Below are 16,408 nucleotides of genomic sequence, written 5' to 3' on the forward strand. Positions count from 1 at the left end.
GAAGGAAATCGGAAGGATCAGAAGTCGCAGCGGCTCTCGAGCGCCGGCTCGGCGGCCGGCACCTGGTCGAGGCGCGTCACGCCGCCGGCGCGCCAGCGCTTCACCTGCGCCTCCACCGCGCCCGGGCTCAACACCGTGTCCTTCGCATGGAAGACCCAGTCGACGTCCTCCTCGTACACGCGCGGCGGACCGCCGGCGAGTCCCTGCGGCAGCGGCCCTCCCGGGGAGAACCACAGGTTGAAGTTGATCGACAGCGGCACCACCGGATAGTTTCGGCCGCCGTGCTGGTCAACCTTGCGACCGTCGATAAACCAGTGCGTGCGGCCGTCCGCGACTTGCATCACCAGCGTGTGCCAGTCCTTGCCCGGTACGCCCAACGCGCCGAATTCCTCATGCTGCTGGTTGAACGCCAGCCAGGGATCCAGCCGCACCGTCTGCCAGGTGATGCCGTAGATCCGCGTCTTCTCGCTGCCCCAGCCGCCGTTGGGCAGGTATTCCCAGTCGAGCTCGCTGAACTCGGGATCGAAGTCGTGCTTCAGCGGGCTCACGGCGTAGAAGGTCTGGATCACCGGATCCCCGTCAGCACCACTCACCGGCTGGTCGCTGAAGCGCACGCGCGCGGCATAGGTGCCGGCCAGGTACTTGCGCTGGTGGCAGACCTGCACCTGCGTCGTGCCGGCGCCGGTGCCGTCGGTCGTGCCGCGCAGACGCAACTTGCCGTCGACGAGGCTCAAGGCCTCCGGCGCCCATCGCGCGCCGGGCAGACCCGGATGGCCAGCCGCGCTGCGCGCCGTCCAGCCTTGCTGGAACATCGCCGTCGTATCGGCGTAGCTGAAGTCGTCGAAGAAGAACTGCGGCGTGGCGGCCTGCGCCGAACACGCGAGCGCGACAAGCGCGCCGAGCAGGAGCCGCTTCATGTCGCGCTCTCCACCGGTGCCGGCACGGCTTGAACCGGCTTGTCGGCCTTGCCGGGCATGCGCACGAAGAGCAGGAGGACCAGCGCCGGGACGCCGCAGCCGATCGTCCACAGGAAGAAATGCTCGTAACCCATCGAGATCTGGATGTCGCCGCTGATCGTCTTCGAGAGGATGAAGCCCAGCTGCATCACACCGGAGCCCAGCGCGTAATGCGCCGTCTGATACTTGCCCGGGGCCACGACCTGCATGATGAACAGGATCATGCCGACGAAGCCGAAGCCGTATCCCAGCATCTCGACCGCCACGGCAAAGCCGACATGCCATAGGTCCGCCGGCATCGTGACAGCCAGGTAGTAGAAGGTCGCGTTGGGCACCGCCATCGCGACGATCAGGAACGGCATCGCGCGACGCAGACTCAGCCAGCTCGTGAAGTAGCCGCCGACGATGCTGCCGACCAGGAACGCCGCTGTGCCCACGGTGCCGTAGATCCCGCCGACCTGCTCCGTCGTCAGGCCAAGGCCGCCCTTCTCGCGAGGCTCGATCAGGAACAGCGGCCCGATCGTCTGCACCTGACCTTCGGCGAAGCGGAACATCACGATGAACAGGATCATCAGCCAGATGCCGGGCTTCTTGAGGAAATCGGCGATCACCTCGCGCAGGGTCTGCCAGACGCCTTCGACGGTGAGATCGCCGTGATCGGTGTTGAGCGCGCCCGGCAAGGCATAGGCGTTGTAGCTCGCCAGCACGAAGAGCAGCACCGCCAGCATCGCGAAGATCACCGACCAGGCATTCATCACGCCGATGCCGCGCTCCAGATGCCCCGCCAGCACGAGCAGTCCGCCGAGGGTCAGGAACTTCGACGCATTGAAGAACGCGCCCTGCCAGCCGGCGTAGGCCGCCTGCTGCTTGTCGTCGAGCGAGGCCATGTAGAGACCGTCGCAGGCGATGTCGTGCGTCGCCGACGCATAGGCGAGCAGGAACAGCACCGCAATGCTGGCCGCAAACCACATCGGCAACTGCAGCGCCACCACCATCAGGCCCAGACCCACGGCGCCGGTGTACTGCCCGGCGACCACAATGAGCTTCTTGCTGCGCGCGAGCTCCAGGAACGGACTCCACAGCGGCTTGAACGCCCAGGCAAGGCCGAGCAGTCCGGTCCATCGCGCGATCTGGTCGTTGGCCACGCCCATGTTCTTGAACATCAGGCCGGCGATGAGCATGACGACGAAGAACTGCATGCCCTGCACGAAGTACAGGCTGGACACCCAGCGGATGGGGCTGCGGGTGTCCGCCGCGTCGGCGGCGGGAGGGGTCTTCAAGGAGCTCATGGGGAAGGACCTCGGTGCGATGCAGTGCTTGGCGGGGGCGGCGGAAGCCGGCTTCAGTCCAGCGTGACCGGCGACTGGCCGCCGGCCTCGCCGCGGCCTTGCAGCCAGGCGCCGAGCGCGCCCAGCGCGCCGTCGGCGTAACCCCAGCTGATCACCGTCGGTGCCGAGACATCCAGCGCCTGGAACGGATTCCAGAGCACCAGGTGCAGATCGGGCGTCCACGCGGCGGCGTTGGCGCCGTAGCGCGCCCGGTGCGTCGAGGCGACGATCGTGAAGCGATCATCCTTCGGCACCTGCGCCCAGTCGAGCGCCGCGATGTCGCCGAGGGAAACGAACTCGACGTCGCCGTAACCCTCGAACAGCGCGCGCACCTGCGCGCCGGTGGGTCCGGCTTCGGACACACCGTCGGTCGGCACTTCATCCTGCACCAGCACGCGGATCGGACGATCGACCGCCGGCGGCTTCGCGCCGCGCAGCGCGCTCAGGCCCGCGGCCCAGGCGCGACGCATCAGCACGTCGTCGGCCTCGCGCTGCTCGCCCTGGTAGTCGTCGAAACGGACGGGGAAATCGCGCGCCAGCTTGTCCAGCCGCGCTTCGGCCTGACGACCGCGCGCGACGCTCAGGCCGCCGCGCGACAGCGCGTCCTGCAGCGCATGGATCGCCTGCGCCTGCTCGTCCAGCGTGCCCTGCGCCAGGATCATGTCGGCCCCGGCGTTGATCGCCAGCACCGCCGCCTTCGCATAGCCGTAGCGCTCGGCGATGGCCTTCATCATCAGCGCGTCGGTGATGACGACGCCGTCAAAGCCGTACTCGTCGCGGAGGATGCCGCCGAGGATCGTCTTGGACAGCGTCGCCGGGTACTGCGGGTCGATCTTCGGATAGACGATGTGCGCCGTCATGATCGACGGCGCCACGTCGCGCAGCGCCTGGAAGGGCTTGAGTTCGAGCGCGTCCAGCTCGGCGCGAGACTTCTCGACCGTCGGCAGGTCCAGGTGCGAGTCGATGTGCGTGTCGCCGTGCCCCGGGAAGTGCTTGATGCAGCAGGCCACGCCCGCCGCCATCGAGCCCTTCATCCACGCGCCGGCCAGGCGCGTGACGGTGTCCGCGGTCTCGCCGAAGCTGCGCTCGGCGATGACCGGGTTGGCCGGGTTGTTGTTGATGTCGGTGACCGGCGCAAAGTTCCAGTTGATGCCGATGCCGCGCAGCCCGCGCGCCACGGCGGCGCCGACCTGCTCGGCCAGCCCTTCGTCGCCCGCCGCGCCCAGCGCCATCGCCGACGGCGGCTGCGGCAGGAAGGTCGCGCGCACCACCGAGCCGCCCTCCTGGTCGAGCCCGATCAGCGCGTCCTCGCCCATCGCCTCGCGCAGGTCGCGCGTCAGCTGCCGGACCTCGGCCTCGGTGCCCAGGTTCTTGCGGAACAGGCACACCGCGCGGATCCTGTTGTCGCGCAGGAAGGCCGCGGTTGTCGCGTCCAGCGTCTTGCCCTGGATGTCCACCATCACCAGCCGGCCCGGATGGAATGCTGTCTCGCTCATGTCGCTCTCTTTTGCCTGGCCCGCGGGTCGAAGCTGGGTAATTCTGGGAATGAAAGCCCGATCGCGCCGGGCCGCCGGTCAATGCTCGATCAATGCTCGATCAATGCGTCTTGGTGACCTTGGCCAGGTGCCGCGGCTGGTCGGGGTTCAGACCCCGCGCCTGGGCCAGCGCCTCGACCATGGGATAGAAGCTCTGCACCGCCGTGATCGGATCGAGGTCTTCATTGCCGGTGCAGGTCAACGGCAGCTCGGCGCCCGGCGTGCCTTCCGGCGCCGCCAGCAGCACACGCGCGCCGCGGCCGCGCATCTCCTCGGCCAACGCCAGCAGGCCTGCCTGCGCGGGACCGCGCGGTGCGAAGACCAGCAGCGGATAGCCCTCCTCCACCAGCGCCATCGGGCCGTGCTTCACTTCCGCGCCGGAGAAGGCCTCGGCCTGGATGCCGCAGGTTTCCTTGAACTTGAGCGCCGCTTCCAGCGCGATCGGCAGCGAGGTGCCGCGGCCGATGACGAACAGCTTGTCGGCGCCCTTGAGCACGTCGACCGCGACGTCCCAGCGCTGCTTCGCCGCCTGCTCCATCGCCTGAGGCAGGGTCTGCAGCGCGGCCGACAGGTCCTCGTCGCCCTGCCACGCAGCGACGACGCGAGCGCCCGCCACCAGCTGCGCGATGTAGCTCTTGGTCGCCGCGACGCTCTGCTCGACGCCCGCATGCAGGCGGAACACATGTTCAGCGGCCGCTTCCAACGGCGAGCCGTCGGCGTTCACGAAGGCCACGGTGCGGGCGCCGTTGTCGCGGAAGTACTTCGTGGGCGAGACCAGGTCCGGGCTCTGTCCCGACTGCGAGAACGCGAAGGACACCAGGCCCTGACTCTCGATCTTGCTCTGGTAGAGCGTGATCAGCGACATCGGCAGCGAGGTGACCAGCCGGCCCAGCCGCGCCATCACCAGGTAGGCGAGGTAGTGGGACGCATGGTCCGAACTGCCGCGCGCGATCGTCAGCAGCGAGGTCGGCGGCTGCTCGCGCAGCGCGTCGCCGAGGGCGGCATAGGCGTTCTGATCGGCGGCCAGTTGACGGGCCACCACCTGCGGCGCGCTCAGCGCCTCATCCAGCATTCGCGAGGTCAATTGCTTCTCCTTCAACGACCACGCACTGCAACTGCAAGCCACGGTCCATCACAACAAAGTCCGCCCAGGCGCCCGGCGCCAACCGGCCCCGATCGTCCAGACCCAGATAGTCGGCCGCGTTCGTCGAAACGCGCTTTGACGCGTCCTCGATCGGCAGGCCCAGTTTCAGCACCAGGTTGCGCAGCGCCTGGTCCATCGTCAGCGTCGATCCGGCCAGCGTGCCGTCGGGCAGGCGCACGCCGCCCAGGCACTTGGTGACGCGGTGGCGGCCGAGGCTGTACTCGCCGTCGGGCATGCCGGCGGCGGCCGTCGAATCGGTGACGCAGAAGAGATGCGGGATGCTGCGCAGCGCCACGCGGATCGCGCCGGGGTGCACGTGCAGCAGGTCCGGAATGATCTCGGCGTACTGCGCGTGCGCCAGCGCGGCACCGACCATGCCGGGCTCGCGGTGGTGCAGGCCCGTCATCGCGTTGAACAGATGGGTGAAGCCGCCGGCGCCGCGACCGAGCGCGGCCACGCCGTCCTCGTAGGTGCCCAGCGAATGGCCGATCTGCACCTGGAAGCCGGCGACGCGCAATTGCGTGACCAGGTCGAGATGGCCCGGCAGCTCGGGCGCCAGCGTGATCAGGCGGATCGGCGCGATCGCGTGCAGCTCGCGGATCTCGGCGATCGACGCGGCCTTGGCGAAGTCCGGCTGCGCGCCGAGCTTGCCGGGATTGATGTACGGGCCTTCGAGGTGCACGCCCAGCACGCGGGCGCCGCCCTCGGGGCGCACGACGCAGAGCTCGGCCAGCCCGCGCATCGCCTGCCGGATCTCGTCCAGCGGCGCGGTCATCGTCGTCGCGAGCAGCGACGTGGTGCCGTGCTTCGCATGCAGCCTGGCGAGCTGCGCGGCGGCATCGCCGCCTTCCATCGTGTCGCGGCCGGCGCCGCCGTGGACGTGGGTGTCGATGAATCCGGGCAGCAGGATCGGCAGGTCCTGCGCGCCGTGTCGGACCTCGTGTTCGGACGCGACGCAGCCGTCGATCCGGACGATGCGTCCTTTGTCATGTTCCAGCACACCGCGGATGAACCCGCTGGGTGTCAATATGAATCCGTCGATGTGCTGGGTCGTCATCCGTCTCGCCTCATCTCCGCGACGAAGTCGTAGTAGTCGCTGCGGCAGTAGGAATGGGTGAGCTCCACGGCCTGACCCTGGTCGAGGTAACCCACGCGGGTGATGAAGAGCACGGCCTGCCCGACCGGCACCTGCAGCAGGCCCGCGAGGCGCGAGTCGGCATTGATGGCGCGGATGTGCTGCAGCGCGCGCACCGGCGCGCCGCCGTGCTGGGCAAGGTGCTCGTAGAGCGAGGATTCGACCTTCTGCGGATCGGGCAGCACGGCCTCGGGCAGGATCGAGAGCTCATAGGCCATGACCACGGCGTCCGCCAGACGCAGGCGTTCCAGGCGCGCGACGCGCTGGCCCGTGGTGAGCCCGAGCGACAGTTGCTCGTCCGGCGCCGCCATGGCGAAGCCGCGCGTCAGCCAGCGGCTGCTCGGCTTGAAGCCGCGCTGATGGAGCTCTTCCGAGAAGCTCGTCAGGCGCGACAGCGGCTGTTCGAGCTTCGGGGCGATGTAGTTGCCGGAGCCGCGCTTGCGCACGATCAGGCCTTGTTCGACGAGGCGGTCGATCGCCTTGCGGGCGGTGACGCGCGAGAGGTCGAGCGATTCGGAGAGCACGCGTTCCGACGGCAGGGCCTCGTCGGCCTGATACTGGCCTTCACGGATCGCTTGCGCCAGCTTGTGGGCCAGCTGCATGTAAAGCGGCGAGGCGGCGGCGGGATCGGGCTTGAACTGGAAGGGCAGCTTGGTGCTCATCGGGCTTCTCGTCTTCAACGGGGGTCGGAGAGAGCGCCGCGGATCAGCCGCAGCGCGCCGTCGGCCGAGTCGCCCTGGGGCGACACGCAACGGGCCCGAATGTTGCCTGAGAAAAGCGCGGCGAGCCGCTGCGCCACGCTGCCCGCGAGCGACAGCGGCAGCTGCCGCGTCGGATCGAGCGCGAGCGCGAGCTGCTCCAGCTCCGCGACTGCCTGCGCGACGAGCGCCGCGGCTGCCGGATCGGATTCCGCCTGTTCGAACACCAGCGGGGCCAACTGCGCGTACGCATGCTGGCCGGCCTGGGCAACCCAGGCGTTGATCGCATCGCGATCCTGATCGTTCTGGCAGTTGGCGGCGGACCACACGGCACGAGCCAGCGCTCCGGCTTCGACGCGGCCGTCCATGGCCTTCTGCGCAAGGCGCATCGCGTGGATGCCGAGCCACGCGCCGCTGCCTTCATCGCCGCCGATCCAGCCCCAGCCGCTGACGCAGACCAGCGAGCCGTCGGCGCGCAGCGCCTCGCCCACCGTGCCGGTGCCGGCCGCGATCACGCCGCCGGGCCGTCCCGCATGGGCGCCGATGACGGACGTGGTGCCGTCGTTCACGAGTTCGATGTGCAGATAGCCCGGCTGCTGCGCGACGAAGGCCTGTGCTTGCGACGCGACGCCGGCGCCGGAGAGCCCGAGGCCGATGGCTGCCTCACCCAGCGGCAGACGCTCGATGTTCGCCTTGGCGGCCGCTTCCTGGACGGCCATCTGGATGTGACGCCAAGCCTGGGCGATGCCCTGCCCCAGCGCCGACGGCCCCGCCCAGCCCTGTCCGAGCAGCTGCCCGTGGACATCGCTCAGCCGGACTCGCGTGCCGGTGCCTCCGCCATCCACTCCCACCAGGAAGCGGACGCCCGCGAATCGCGGTTGCAGAGGAGCGGACCAGGCGTCCGCCAGGGGGTGGCTTGTCATGATTAATACCAGTTTAGTACCAAAAAACGCAGAGCGTCAATTGGTAGCGCACTGGACTTAACCCTGATGTCGAAGCCCCGCTCAGAGGGGTTGCGTGGTTATGACCACCAACGTACCAGTTATGGCTCTACGAGCAATCAATCCAAGGACCAGCCGAGCTCGACGCCCTGCCCCTTCAGCCAGTCGCTTGCGGCCGAGAAATGCCCGCAGCCGATGAAGGGCGCTGGACCGCGCGTGGCCGACAGCGGCGATGGATGGTTGGCCTGCAGCACAAGGTGCCGATGACCCGCCGCCTCGATCAACGGCGCCTTCGCCTGCGCATGCGCGCCCCACAGCAGGTAGACCTTCGGTGCCGGGTCTTGCGCGGTCGCCTTGATGAGCGCATCCGTCAGCGACTCCCAGCCCTTCTTCGCATGCGAGGCGGCGGCGCCGTCCTCGACGGTCAGGCTGGTGTTGAGCAGCAGCACGCCGCGCCTGGCCCACGCGCCGAGATGCCCCGACATCGCCGGCTGCTGACCCAGGTCGCGCTGCAGTTCCTTGAAGATGTTGCGCAGCGACGGCGGCAGCTTCTCCCCCATCGGCACGGAGAAGGACAGCCCCTCCGCCTGCCCCGGTCCGTGGTACGGGTCCTGGCCGACGATGACGACCTTGACGTTCGTGAGCGGCGTGAGGCGCAGCGCGCGCAGCGGATCGGGCGGATAGATCACCGCGCCTTCGGCAAGGCGCGTCTTCAGCAGCGCTTCGATGCGCTGCCCGTCGGCGCTCGCGCGCCAGGCGTCGATCAACGGCTGCCAGCCGTCCCCGGCCGACCAGTCGAGGGCCTTGAGCGTCGCAGCCATCAGCGGAACAGCGCCGACAGCGCCGCGCCCGGATCCGGCGCACGCATGAACGCCTCGCCGACGAGGAAGGCGTTGACCTGCGCCTCGCGCATGCGCTGCACGTCGTCGGGTCCGAGGATGCCGGACTCGGTCACCAGCAGGCGATCCGCCGGCACGCTCTTCAGCAGCCCGAGTGTCGTGTCCAGCGTGACCTCGAAGGTCTTGAGGTTGCGGTTGTTGATGCCGACCATGGGCGTCTTCAAGCGCAGCGCGCGCTCCAGTTCCGCGCCGTCGTGCACCTCGACCAGCACGTCCAGGCCGAGGCCCAGCGCGCAGGCTTCAAGCTCCGCCATCAGCCCGTCGTCCAGGCTCGCCGCGATCAGCAGGATGCAGTCCGCGCCCATCGCGCGGGCTTCGTAGACCTGGTACGGATCGATCATGAAGTCCTTGCGCAGCACCGGCAGCGCACACGCGGCGCGCGCCTGCTTCAGGAACTCGACCGAGCCCTGGAAGTGCGGCGCATCGGTCAGCACACTCAGGCAGGCCGCGCCGTGCTCCTCGTAGCTGCGGGCGATGTCGGCGGGACGGAAGTCCTCGCGCAGCACGCCTTTGCTCGGACTGGCCTTCTTCACTTCGGCGATGACGCCGCTGCGGCCGGCGGCGATCTTCGCGCGCAGCGCGTTCACGAAACCTCGTGCCGGCTCGGTCCGCGATTCCGCTTCGGCACGCAGCGCGGCGAGCGGTACACGGGCCGACGCGGCGGCCACTTCCTCGCGCTTGACGGCGTTGATGCGATCCAGGATGTCAGACATACGACTCTCTCGAAATTCTCTCGAAGCGCGCGCTATGCGCGTTCGGTCTCAGCCCTGCGTCGCCGCTTGCTGCTTCGTCTCCGCCACGAACTGGTCCAGCTTCGCGCGGGCGGCGCCGGACTCGATGGCGCCACGCGCTTTCGCGATGCCGTCGGCGATCGAGTCGACCACATTGGCCGCATACAGCGTCGCCCCCGCGTTCAGCAACACGATGTCGCGCGCCGCGCCGGGCTCGTTGCCCAGCACGCCCAGCAGCACCTGGCGGCTCTCCTCCGGCCCGCTGACGCGCAGGTTGCGGCTCGCGACCATCGGCATGCCGAAGTCCTCGGGATGGATCTCGTACTCGCGGATCTCGCCGTTCCTCAGCTCGCCGACCAGCGTCGCCGCGCCCAGCGAGATCTCATCCATGTTGTCCTTGCCATAGACAACCACGGCGTGCTGCGCGCCCAGGCGCTGCATCACGCGGACCTGGATGCCGACGAGGTCCGGATGGAACACGCCCATCAGGATGTTGGGCGCGTCGGCCGGGTTGGTCAGTGGCCCCAGGATGTTGAAGATGGTGCGCACGCCCAGCTCCTTGCGGACGGGCGCGATGTTCTTCATCGCCGGATGGTGGTTGGGTGCGAACATGAAGCCGATGCCGGTCTTGCGCACGCACTCGGCCACCGCCTGCGGCGGCAGCGACAGCGTCACGCCGAGCGCCTCCAGCACGTCCGCGCTGCCCGTCTTGGACGACACGCTGCGGTTGCCGTGCTTGGCGACCTGCGCGCCCGCCGCGGCGGCGACGAACATCGAGCAGGTGGAGATGTTGAAGGTGTGCGCCCCGTCGCCCCCCGTGCCGACGACGTCGACCAGATGCGGCCCCGGCTGGATCGGCACCTTGACGGAGAACTCGCGCATCACCTGCGCGGCGGCGGTGATCTCGCCGATGGTTTCCTTCTTCACGCGCAGGCCGACGAGGATGGCCGCGGCGGTGACCGGCGACATCTCTCCGCCCATGATGCGGCGCATGAGCGTCAGCATCTCGTCGTGGAAGATCTCGCGATGCTCGATGACGCGGGTCAGCGCCTCGTTGTCGGTGATGGACATGACGATCCCCCGCTCAGGCGTTGAAGAAGCGGCGCGTCGCCGTCACCGCGCGATCGACGCCGGCGGCGTCCACGTCGAGGTGGGTCACGAAGCGCAGCTTGTACAGCCCGGTCGTGAGCACGCCCTCGGACTTCAGATGCTCGACCAGCTTCGCGGCGATGCCCTTGTCAACGTCGCAGAAGACGATGTTGGTCTGCGGCGCTTCGACCGTCAGGCCGGGCAGTCCTTGCAGGCCTTCGGCGAGGCGCCTGGCCAGCGCGTGATCCTCACCCAGACGCGTCACCTGGTGGTCGAGCGCATAGTGCGCCGCCGCCGCGAGCAGCCCGGCCTGGCGCATGCCGCCGCCGAGCATCTTGCGCCAGCGGTGGGCGCGCTTGATGAGTTCGCGCGAACCGCACAGCACCGAGCCGACCGGCGCGCCCAGGCCCTTGGAGAAGCAGACCGAGACGCTGTCGAAGTGCGCGCAGATGCGCTTCGCCGCTTCGTCAGGATCGCTCCCGTCGCGCGCGGCGACCGCGACCGCCGCGTTGAACAGGCGCGCGCCGTCGAGGTGGCGCGACAGGCCGTGACGCTTCGCCAGCTCGGAAGCCGCAGCGAGGTAGTCCATGGGCAGCACCTTGCCGCCGATCGTGTTCTCCAGCGCCAGCAGCCGCGTGCGCGCGAAGTGCGCGTCGTCGGGCTTGATGTTGGCCTCGATGTCGGCCAGCGGCAGCGAGCCGTCCGGCGCATGGCTCAACGGCTGCGGCTGGATCGAGCCCAGCACCGCGGCGCCGCCGCCTTCCCAGCGGTAGGTGTGGGCGAACTGGCCGACGATGTACTCGTCACCGCGCTGGCAGTGCGCCATCAGCGCGCACAGGTTGCTCTGCGTGCCGGTGGGCATGAACAGCGCCGCCTCGAAGCCGAGCCGCTCCGCCAGCGCCGCCTGCAGCGCGTTCACGCTGGGATCGTCGCCGAAGACGTCGTCGCCCAGCGGCGCGGACGCCATCGCCGCGCGCATGCCGGCGGTCGGCTGCGTGACGGTGTCGCTGCGCAGATCGACGAGGCCTGCGCGGTGGTTCGAGGCCGTGCTCGTGGTGTTCATCGTGCCAACTCCAGGAAGTTCTTGAGCATCGCGTGGCCGTGCTCCGAGAGGATGGATTCGGGATGGAACTGGACGCCTTCCAGCGGCGTCGGGGTGCCGGCCAGCGCGCGGTGGCGCACGCCCATGATCTCGCCGTCCTCGCTGCGGGCGCTGATCTCCAGCTCCGCGGGGATCGTCGATTCCTCGATCGCCAGCGAGTGGTAGCGGATCACGTCGAAGCGCTCGGGCAGACCGCTGAAGACGCCCGACGTGTCGGTCGTGATCGTCGAGGACTTGCCGTGCATCTGCACCTTGGCGCGGACGATGCGGCCGCCCAGCGCGGCGCCGATGCTCTGGTGCCCGAGACACACGCCGAGGATCGGCAGCTGGCCGATGAAGCGCTGGATCGCCGGCACGCAGACGCCGGCTTCCTTGGGCGTGCACGGGCCGGGCGAGAGCACGAGGTGGGTCGGATGGAGCGCGGCGATCTCGTCGAGCGTGATCTGGTCGTTGCGGACCGTCTTCACCTCGGCGCCGAGTTCGGCGAAGTACTGCACCAGGTTGAAGGTGAAGCTGTCGTAGTTGTCGATCATCAGCAGCATGTCGTTGCTCCTTGTGCGTTCACGTCGCTTCAGCTTCAGAAACCTTCTTCGACCAATTCCGCGGCGCGCAGCAGCGCGCGCGCCTTGGCCTCGGTCTCCTTCCATTCGAGCTCGGGGACCGAGTCCGCCACGATGCCCGCCGCCGCCTGCACGTACAGCACCTGGTCCATGACGATGCCGGTGCGGATCGCGATGGCCAGGTCCATGTCGCCCCCGAAGCTCAGGTAGCCGCAGGCGCCGCCGTAGATGCCGCGCTTGACGGGTTCGAGCTGGTCGATGATCTCCATCGCGCGGATCTTGGGCGCGCCCGAGAGCGTCCCGGCCGGGAAGCTGGCGCGGAACACGTCCATGTTGCCCACGCCGGGTTTCAGGATGCCTTCGACGTTGCTGACGATGTGCATCACGTGCGAGTAGCGTTCGACCGCGAAGGCGTCCGTCACCTTCACGCTGCCGATCCGGGCGATGCGGCCGGTGTCGTTGCGGGCCAGGTCGATCAGCATCAGGTGCTCGGCACGCTCCTTCGGATCGGCCTTGAGCTCGACTTCGAGCGCCTGGTCCTGCTCCGGCGTGCCGCCGCGCGGACGCGTGCCGGCCAGCGGGCGGATCGTGACCTTGCGGCCCTCGGGCGTCTGCTCCTGGCGCACCAGGATCTCCGGCGAGGCGCCGACGATCTGGAAGTCCCCCATGTCGTAGAAGTACATGTAGGGGCTGGGGTTCAGCGACCGCAGCGCGCGGTAGAGGCTGAGCGGGGACTCGGTGTAGCGCTTCTTCAGCCGCTGGCCGAAGACGATCTGCATGCAGTCTCCGGCGGCGATGTAGGCCTTGGCCTTCTCGACGGAGGCGAGGAAATCGGCCTTGGCGAATTCGCGCTCGACCGGATGCGCCTGGGCGCGCGCCACGCGCGGCGCGGCGACCGAGTAGCCCAGCTTGTCCTTGAGCTCGGTGAGGCGCTTCTTCGCCTTGAAGTACGCCTCGGGCTGGCCGGGGTCGGCGTAGACGATCAGGTAGAGCTTGCCCGACAGGTTGTCGATGACAGCCAGCTCCTCGCACTGCAGCAGCATCACGTCGGGCGTCGGCAGGCCGCCCTGCGGCGTGGACGCGGCCAGGCGCGGCTCGATGTAGCGGACGGCGTCGTAGCCGAAGTAGCCCGCCAGTCCGCCGCAGAAGCGCGGCATCCCGGGCCGCAGCGCGACCTTGAAGCGCTGCTGGTAAGCCTCGATGAAGGCGAGCGGGTCGCCCTCGTGCGTCTCGATCACGGCGCCGTCGCGGATCACGCGGGTGACCGGGCCTTCGCTCTTCAGCACGGTGCGCGCGGGCAGGCCGATGAAGGAGTAGCGGCCGAAGCGTTCGCCGCCCACCACGGACTCCAGCAGGAAGCTGTGGCGGCCCGGGCCGTTGCCGGCGCAGAGCTTCAGATAGAGCGAGAGCGGGGTCTCGAGATCCGCAAAGGCCTCGCTGATCAGCGGGATGCGGTTGTAGCCGTCGGCGGCCAGGCTTTGGAATTCCAGTTCGGTGATCACGTCGTCAAACCTCTTGTCGGATGCGGCGTGTCGTCAGTGAGGCAGGGCATCACGACGCGCGCGCAAGCGGTAACTCAGGTCGCCTGTTGGACCTGCCCCGTACGGTAGGGTGCAGAGGAAGTGTGACGGTCCCGCGTCCGGGGGATAGGGGTGGACGGCGGGCGGCAAGCAGCAGGCGGCTTCAGGTGAAGTCGAACCAGGATCGCCAGGGCCAGGCTCCCCGGTCGTTCGACCCCTTGATGTGCTTGCGCGTGATAAACATGGTGCGGATCAGTGTATCAGCAGGATCCAGCAGGAGGATTCCCGGAGGCCCGGCTTCGCATCGCTGTCGGATACTTCGCCTCAGAGTCGACCGTGGAGTCGACCGATCCTTCCGGAGGGAATGGAGACACATGTCCAAGCGCAACGTCCTGATGACCGCGGCTCTGCTCGCGGCCGCGTTGTCGACGCCGATCGCGGCGTCGGCCCAGTCCACGCCCGCGGCGGCTTCCGGGGCCGTCACGGCGCCTGTCGAACTCGCCGGCGTCAAGTACGACGGCACCGCCGAGGTGGCCGGCCAGAGGCTGCAGCTCAACGGCGCGGGGATCCGTTACAAGGCCATCTTCAAGGTCTACACGGCCGGCCTGTACATGAACGCGAAGGCGACCACGCCGGAAGCGGTGCTGGCGAACACGGGCCCCAAGCGCATGCACATCCAGATGCTGCGCGACATCGACGGCGAGGAGCTGGGCAAGCTCTTCACCAAGGGCATGGAACAGAACGCGACGCGCGAGGAATTCGGGCGCTCGATCGTCGGCGTGCTGCGCATGTCGGAGATCTTCGTGCAGAAGAAGAAGCTCAAGACGGGCGAGAGCTTCGGCGTGGACTACATCCCCGGGACGGGCACGGTGGTCTTCGTCAACGGGCAGTTGATCCCGGGCGAGCCGATCAAGGGCGAGGACTTCTTCAACGTGCTGCTGAAGATCTGGCTGGGCAAGTCGCCGGCCGACAGCGACCTGAAGGTCGCGCTGCTGGGCGGCGGCAAGGCGGCGCCGGTGACCAGCAACCGCAACGCGGCGGGCAGCAGCCGCTGAGGACCTCAGGGCCGGCACCCGCCGATGCGCCGTTCCGCGTGATGCAGACGGCGCATCGTCGTTTTCAGCCGAGCAGTTCGTCGAGCCGGGCGATGTAGCGCTCCGCGGGCACCTCGCGGATCGGCTGACCATGGTTGTAGCCGTAACTGACGAGCGCGATCGGGCAGCCGGCGGCATGCGCGGCGCGCGCGTCGTTGCTGGAGTCGCCGATCATCCAGGTCGTCGCTGGCGCTGAGCCGAGCGCCTCGCAGGTCTTGAGCAGCGGCATCGGATCGGGCTTCTTGCGCTCGAAGTCGTCGCCGCCGAAGACGCGGTCGAAGTAGCGGTCCAAGCCCTTGCGCTTGAGCAGTTCCCGCGCGAACGCGGCCGGCTTGTTGGTCAGGCAGGCCATCGGCAGGCCGAGCGCCTTCAGCGCGTCCAATCCTTCGATCACGCCCGGGAAGACATCGGCGTGCTCGCCGTTGAGCACCTCGTAGTGGCGCTGGTAGAGCGCCCAGGCCTGCTCGTAGTGCGCCTGGGGAGCGCCGACTTCGGCGAGCACGCTGCGGATCAGGTGTTCGCTGCCCTGCCCGATCGTGTGCTCGACGAAATCGCGCTGGACGGCAGGCAAGGCCATGTCGGCCATCACGCGGTTCAGCACCGCGACGAAGTCGCCCAAGGTGTCGACGAGCGTGCCGTCGAGGTCGAGCATGAAGGCGGTGGGAGTCGGGACGAGTGCAGACATGCCGGCATCCTAGCCGCGGCTCACGCCTTCTTCGGCGAAGGGATCTCGCCTTGAGCCGCCACTTCGGCGGCCACCTCGGAGACCAACGCACGCAGCCAGCGATGCGCCGGATCGTCCCGGTATCTGACGTGCCACGCGATCTCCACCGGGAAGGTGCCCAGGTCCACCGGTGAGGGCAGCACCTTCAATCGCTTGTCCGATGCCAGCTTCCGGCAGATCTGCGCCGGCAGCGTCGCGCAGTAATCGGTGACCGCGACCACCTCCGGCACCGCGAGGAAGTGCGTCACCGACACCGCGACGTCGCGCTTCAGCCCCTGTTTCTCCAGCGCCTGGAACAGCCCCACGCGCAGCCGCCCGGGCGGCAGCACGTTCACGTGCTTGAGCTGCTCGTACTGCTTGCGCGTCATCTTCCGGTCCACCGTCGGATGCCCGCGCCGCACGATGCAGGCGAGGCCGTCGTCCATCACGTGCTGCACGACGAGGTTGTCCGGCGGATCGACCGCCCGCCCGAGCACCATCGCCGTCGAGCCCGAGATCACGCCCGTCTCCGCCAGGTCGGTGCCGAACGGCGTCAGCCGCACCGCCATGTTCGGCGCCTGCTCCCGCAGCCGCGCGACGATCGCCGGCACCAGCACCAGCTCCACATAGCTGTTCGGCGCCAGCGTCACCAGCTGCGTCGACTTCGCCGGATCGAAGTCCCGCTGACCGAGGATCGCGGTGTCCAGGCTCGCCAGCGCGGCGGCAATGATGGGCGCCAGCTCCTCCGCCTTCTGCGTCGGCTGCATGCCGTAGCGCTCGCGGATGAACAGCGGATCCATCAGCATCGCCCGCAGCCGCGTCAGCGCGTTGGACAGCGCTGGCTGCGTGATGCCCAGCCGCTGCGCCGCGCGGGTCACGCTGCGCTCCTCCATCACCGCCAGGAAGACCGGCAGCAGGTTCAGGTCGTATCGCATCCAGCCATGTTGCCCGACGCATATCTGTTGTTCAACGG

At 68.7% G+C, this 16,408-nt stretch carries 16 protein-coding genes; 1 reads left to right on the forward strand and 15 read right to left on the reverse strand.

The window, feature by feature from the left end; all coding sequences use genetic code 11:
* Positions 1-17: 17 nt before the first annotated feature.
* The 13 genes from PV762_RS12190 to trpE all read right to left on the reverse strand — a co-directional run bounded on the left by PV762_RS12190 (position 18) and on the right by trpE (position 13,620).
* Entirely contained in the window at positions 18-917 is a 900-nt protein-coding gene (locus tag PV762_RS12190) for a glycoside hydrolase family 16 protein (RefSeq protein WP_421035274.1), read from the reverse strand.
* Positions 914-2,245: an MFS transporter gene (locus PV762_RS12195; RefSeq protein ID WP_421035275.1), complete on the reverse strand. Its 1,332-nt coding sequence runs from the start codon at positions 2,243-2,245 to the stop codon at positions 914-916. The genes PV762_RS12190 and PV762_RS12195 overlap by 4 nt, the downstream gene beginning before the upstream one ends.
* 53 nt (positions 2,246-2,298) lie before the next feature.
* Positions 2,299-3,780, reverse strand: a complete 1,482-nt coding sequence (gene nagZ, locus PV762_RS12200) for a beta-N-acetylhexosaminidase (protein ID WP_421035276.1) — start codon at positions 3,778-3,780, stop codon at positions 2,299-2,301.
* A gap of 100 nt (positions 3,781-3,880) precedes the next feature.
* Entirely contained in the window at positions 3,881-4,891 is a 1,011-nt protein-coding gene (locus PV762_RS12205; RefSeq protein WP_421035360.1) for an SIS domain-containing protein, read from the reverse strand.
* Complete coding sequence (gene nagA / locus PV762_RS12210) at positions 4,881-6,020, reverse strand: N-acetylglucosamine-6-phosphate deacetylase (RefSeq protein WP_421035277.1); 1,140 nt, start codon at positions 6,018-6,020, stop codon at positions 4,881-4,883. The genes PV762_RS12205 and nagA overlap by 11 nt, the downstream gene beginning before the upstream one ends.
* Positions 6,017-6,760 carry a GntR family transcriptional regulator gene (locus PV762_RS12215; RefSeq protein WP_088405999.1) on the reverse strand — a complete coding sequence of 248 codons (744 nt, stop codon included), beginning with the start codon at positions 6,758-6,760 and terminating at the stop codon, positions 6,017-6,019. Before PV762_RS12215 ends, nagA begins: the two co-directional genes overlap by 4 nt.
* Positions 6,761-6,774: 14 nt before the next feature.
* Entirely contained in the window at positions 6,775-7,719 is a 945-nt protein-coding gene (locus tag PV762_RS12220) for a BadF/BadG/BcrA/BcrD ATPase family protein (protein ID WP_421035278.1), read from the reverse strand.
* Between the two features lie 137 nt (positions 7,720-7,856).
* Positions 7,857-8,558 carry a uracil-DNA glycosylase gene (locus PV762_RS12225; RefSeq protein WP_421035279.1) on the reverse strand — a complete coding sequence of 234 codons (702 nt, stop codon included), beginning with the start codon at positions 8,556-8,558 and terminating at the stop codon, positions 7,857-7,859.
* Positions 8,558-9,349: an indole-3-glycerol phosphate synthase TrpC gene (trpC, locus tag PV762_RS12230; protein WP_421035281.1), complete on the reverse strand. Its 792-nt coding sequence runs from the start codon at positions 9,347-9,349 to the stop codon at positions 8,558-8,560. The genes PV762_RS12225 and trpC overlap by 1 nt, the downstream gene beginning before the upstream one ends.
* A 48-nt stretch (positions 9,350-9,397) precedes the next feature.
* Positions 9,398-10,438, reverse strand: coding sequence for an anthranilate phosphoribosyltransferase (trpD, locus tag PV762_RS12235; RefSeq protein ID WP_421035282.1), 1,041 nt, complete (start codon positions 10,436-10,438; stop codon positions 9,398-9,400).
* A 13-nt stretch (positions 10,439-10,451) separates the two neighbouring features.
* Positions 10,452-11,519 (reverse strand): low-specificity L-threonine aldolase, encoded by a 1,068-nt coding sequence (ltaE, locus tag PV762_RS12240; RefSeq protein WP_421035283.1) that lies wholly within the window; start codon positions 11,517-11,519, stop codon positions 10,452-10,454.
* Entirely contained in the window at positions 11,516-12,100 is a 585-nt protein-coding gene (locus PV762_RS12245) for an anthranilate synthase component II (RefSeq protein ID WP_421035284.1), read from the reverse strand. The genes ltaE and PV762_RS12245 overlap by 4 nt, the downstream gene beginning before the upstream one ends.
* A 35-nt stretch (positions 12,101-12,135) precedes the next feature.
* Positions 12,136-13,620 carry an anthranilate synthase component I gene (trpE, locus tag PV762_RS12250; RefSeq protein WP_421035285.1) on the reverse strand — a complete coding sequence of 495 codons (1,485 nt, stop codon included), beginning with the start codon at positions 13,618-13,620 and terminating at the stop codon, positions 12,136-12,138.
* A gap of 392 nt (positions 13,621-14,012) precedes the next feature.
* On the opposite strand from trpE, the gene PV762_RS12255 reads away from it, so the two are divergent.
* On the forward strand, positions 14,013-14,693 hold the full coding sequence (locus PV762_RS12255; RefSeq protein WP_421035286.1) for a chalcone isomerase family protein: 681 nt from the start codon (positions 14,013-14,015) through the stop codon (positions 14,691-14,693).
* Positions 14,694-14,757: 64 nt separating this feature from the next.
* On the opposite strand, the gene gph is transcribed toward PV762_RS12255, so the two are convergent.
* On the reverse strand, positions 14,758-15,417 hold the full coding sequence (gene gph, locus PV762_RS12260; protein WP_421035287.1) for a phosphoglycolate phosphatase: 660 nt from the start codon (positions 15,415-15,417) through the stop codon (positions 14,758-14,760).
* Between the two features lie 20 nt (positions 15,418-15,437).
* Entirely contained in the window at positions 15,438-16,370 is a 933-nt protein-coding gene (locus PV762_RS12265; RefSeq protein ID WP_421035288.1) for a LysR family transcriptional regulator, read from the reverse strand.
* Positions 16,371-16,408 lie beyond the last annotated feature (38 nt).

It is taken from the genome of Mitsuaria sp. CC2 (assembly GCF_048957715.1).
Classification (GTDB): Bacteria; Pseudomonadota; Gammaproteobacteria; order Burkholderiales; family Burkholderiaceae_C; genus Roseateles.

Coding starts and splice junctions, on each gene's coding strand:
- PV762_RS12195 (WP_421035275.1), bottom strand. CDS start 2,245: ATGAGCTCCTTGAAGACCCCTCCCGCCGCCGACGCGGCGGACACCCGC.
- trpC (WP_421035281.1), bottom strand. CDS start 9,349: ATGTCTGACATCCTGGATCGCATCAACGCCGTCAAGCGCGAGGAAGTG.
- nagA (WP_421035277.1), bottom strand. CDS start 6,020: ATGACGACCCAGCACATCGACGGATTCATATTGACACCCAGCGGGTTC.
- PV762_RS12225 (WP_421035279.1), bottom strand. CDS start 8,558: ATGGCTGCGACGCTCAAGGCCCTCGACTGGTCGGCCGGGGACGGCTGG.
- gph (WP_421035287.1), bottom strand. CDS start 15,417: ATGTCTGCACTCGTCCCGACTCCCACCGCCTTCATGCTCGACCTCGAC.
- trpD (WP_421035282.1), bottom strand. CDS start 10,438: ATGTCCATCACCGACAACGAGGCGCTGACCCGCGTCATCGAGCATCGC.
- PV762_RS12215 (WP_088405999.1), bottom strand. CDS start 6,760: ATGAGCACCAAGCTGCCCTTCCAGTTCAAGCCCGATCCCGCCGCCGCC.
- PV762_RS12255 (WP_421035286.1), top strand. CDS start 14,013: ATGTCCAAGCGCAACGTCCTGATGACCGCGGCTCTGCTCGCGGCCGCG.
- PV762_RS12265 (WP_421035288.1), bottom strand. CDS start 16,370: ATGCGATACGACCTGAACCTGCTGCCGGTCTTCCTGGCGGTGATGGAG.
- PV762_RS12205 (WP_421035360.1), bottom strand. CDS start 4,891: ATGCTGGATGAGGCGCTGAGCGCGCCGCAGGTGGTGGCCCGTCAACTG.
- PV762_RS12190 (WP_421035274.1), bottom strand. CDS start 917: ATGAAGCGGCTCCTGCTCGGCGCGCTTGTCGCGCTCGCGTGTTCGGCG.
- ltaE (WP_421035283.1), bottom strand. CDS start 11,519: ATGAACACCACGAGCACGGCCTCGAACCACCGCGCAGGCCTCGTCGAT.
- PV762_RS12220 (WP_421035278.1), bottom strand. CDS start 7,719: ATGACAAGCCACCCCCTGGCGGACGCCTGGTCCGCTCCTCTGCAACCG.
- PV762_RS12245 (WP_421035284.1), bottom strand. CDS start 12,100: ATGCTGCTGATGATCGACAACTACGACAGCTTCACCTTCAACCTGGTG.
- nagZ (WP_421035276.1), bottom strand. CDS start 3,780: ATGAGCGAGACAGCATTCCATCCGGGCCGGCTGGTGATGGTGGACATC.